This is a genomic window from Pedobacter sp. (genome assembly GCF_041662865.1).
Classification (GTDB): domain Bacteria; phylum Bacteroidota; class Bacteroidia; order Sphingobacteriales; family Sphingobacteriaceae; genus Pedobacter.
Genome location: NZ_JBAZRL010000119.1, coordinates 1 through 2,823, shown reverse-complemented (window position 1 = coordinate 2,823; position 2,823 = coordinate 1). Strand labels below are relative to the sequence as shown.

Here is a 2,823-nt window from a genome sequence, read left to right as displayed (position 1 = left end):
TATACAAATGTGCAGCCTCAAACTCGGGCGTGCTTAATTTATTTAATTATTTGATTTCTATTCCGCCATATTTAAGATCTAACCTGCAGATGTATTATGATATTGTTGGGAATCCGGATACTGATGTAGATTACATGAGACAAGCGTCGCCAGTTTTTCATGCTGATAAAATTAAGGTGCCTATTTTTATTACCCAAAACATCAAGGATCCCAGGATCAATCCAAGTGATGCCATAAGGTTGGTAAAGGAGCTTAAAAAGCGAAATATCCCTGTTACTTATTATGAGAAGGAAGACTCGCCTTTCTCGGCAAATCGAGAAGAAAGTAGGCAACAAGTTTATACAGCGCTTGAGCAATTTTTGGAAGGCAATTTGAAGAATAAATAAGCAATTCGAATAAAATGGCTTCAGAAAAGGATAGTGGTTATCGGAAGAATTTTTTATTGATTGTGACCTTTATTGTGCTAATATCGGTGGTATTTATACTCTCGCTTTTTTTAGCCTTTAACTTTAGCAAGAAGAATATTGAGAATGATTTCGTATCGGCAAAAGCTAATGTATTGGAAGAAACCATTAAGCCATACAATGATTTCTTTTTGAATAAGCTGTCGGAGATTTCTTTTTACAATGGCTATCTAGATTCGGCTACTGCTTCCAAATTTGTAGATACCATTTTAATGGAATACCCATTTGTGTCTAAAGTTACTTTTTACGATACGGAAGTAAAAAATGTTCGGTATGAAGGCTATGGTGTAAACGTTGGTGATTTTGCCATTGGCATGAAGAGTGTTTACCAGTTTGGAAAAACGGTGCCGAAAGATTCAATCAAACTATTTGGCGAAAACGAAACCACCCATAACGTGCGTTCAGGAGATTTTAGCACCCTGTCTTTGAAGCTCATTACTTTTATACAGAAGTTAGATACGGCGAAAGTTCCATCCCAAGACGACTTGTTTAGTAATTTTACCAATGTACAAGCTAACCATATCGACTATTTTAATATTCCTAGTTTCGAGCTGCTTAAAACTTACAAGCGTATGGTTACTGAAAAATTGGCGTCAAATCCAGTTTACCAGTTAGATATGTTTTCATTTGAATTAGATCAACGCAAGATAAAAATAAAAAATACACGGCCACTACTCTACCAAAATATTAGGATTGAACCGATTAGTTATGATCCGTTAGACACCTCGTCTGAATACATTACAGGAGAGATTACGCTTGGGGGGGCATTCTCCGATTACAAATTGTATTTTATTTCGTCGAAATCTTTTGTGAAAAAGGAAATCTTTGCCTTCTTTTTGCCAATTGCTGCCTTGTTGTTTTTGTTTTATGGAGTGTTGGTACTCGTTGCCTTTTTAATTTACAGGAACTTAAATGTTAACCATAAGATGTTTAAGCTACAATATGATTTTGTAACTAATTTAACGCATGAGTTTAAAACACCCGTTAGTGTGATTAAAATTGCTGGAAATAATATAAAAAGCGCAACTAGTTTAACTGCAAGAGAGCAACAGTTGTACGGTAAAATTTTAGACGAAGAAGCAGATAAGCTCAATGGCTTAATGAATAAATTATTGGCGTTTACGCAAATAGAAAACAAAGCGATCACTTTAAATAAAGATGAAATAAATATTGAAGACTTTATTGAAAGTACGATTGATGTTCACAAATTAAAGCATCCGGATTTTCAATTTACCTATGAAATATCTGGTTTTAAGACTTTCATAACTGATCCAGTGCTATTAGGTAGTTTATTTGATAACTTGGCAGAGAATGCCTATAAGTATTCGACAGACGAACAGAAGAAATTACATGTATCAGCACGGCTAATCAAAGACAAAGTGGTGTTTAGATTTAAGGATGCTGGGATTGGTATTCCATCATCAGAAATAAATAATATCTTTAAAAAGTTTTACCGCATTCAGAATAGATATAACCAAAATGGAAGTGTGGGTTTAGGCTTGGCCTTTTGTAAGGAACTAGTTAACTTTATGAATGGTGAAATATCTGTTAAGAGTGTTGTAAATAAAGGATCAGAATTTAAAATTGTACTACCCTATATTGTTTAGAAAGACCTACGAAGTTTGACGTGGCAAGGAGCAAAGTAAACTTCGTAAGTCTTAATTTAAGAATTGTTTAAACATAAATAAGATGTCTAAAGGAATAAAAATATTAATCGTAGAAGACGATGAAAACCTTAGGTTTTTAGTGGTTCATCGTTTACAGGCCGAAGGCTACCAAGTACTTGAAAATAGCGATGGTTTAGCTGCTGTGGAGACAATTATGACTGAGAAGCCTGATATTGTATTGTTAGATTGGATGCTGCCTGGGAAAGAAGGTGCAGAGGTTTGTGAAGAAGTAAGAAAGGCCGGTTATGAAGGGTTAGTAATTATGATGACGGCCAAAGCGCAAGATGTTGACAAAATAGATGCTTACAATTTTGGTGCATCTGATTATGTAACTAAACCTTTTAACATGGATGTTTTGGTGGCGATGTTAGATAGCAAGGTTAAGTTTTTGCTGAATAACGACCGTTCGGAAATTCATCGTTTTGGCAATATGGAACATCATCCGAATATTCATACATTGTTCCGCGATGGGAAGAAAATAGAGCTAACCATTTTGGAAAATCGTATTCTTTTATACTTTTTGCGTAATCCGAATAAAGTAATTAATAGGGATGAGTTGATGTTGGTTGTTTGGGGTTATAATTCTGATGTAAATACTAGAACCCTTGACATGCATATAGTACGTCTACGTAAGAAAATTGAATTAAATCCAGACAATCCTCAGTTATTACAGACCGTGAGAGGTATTGGCT

The 2,823-nt window shown here is 34.8% G+C and carries 3 protein-coding genes; all 3 read left to right on the top strand.

Annotated elements, in window-relative coordinates; genetic code table 11:
- On the top strand, positions 1-386 hold a 386-nt coding region (locus WC622_RS16925), incomplete at its 5' end, for an alpha/beta hydrolase family protein (protein ID WP_372820868.1).
- A 14-nt stretch (positions 387-400) separates the two neighbouring features.
- Positions 401-2,071, top strand: coding sequence for a sensor histidine kinase (locus WC622_RS16920; protein WP_372820867.1), 1,671 nt, complete (start codon positions 401-403; stop codon positions 2,069-2,071).
- 82 nt (positions 2,072-2,153) lie between these two features.
- Positions 2,154-2,823 (top strand): response regulator transcription factor (locus tag WC622_RS16915; RefSeq protein WP_372820866.1); only part of this gene is annotated, 670 nt, incomplete at its 3' end.

Excerpts from the sequence above, each read along its gene's own strand:
- WC622_RS16920 (WP_372820867.1), top strand. The coding sequence starts at position 401 with ATGGCTTCAGAAAAGGATAGTGGTTATCGGAAGAATTTTTTATTGATT.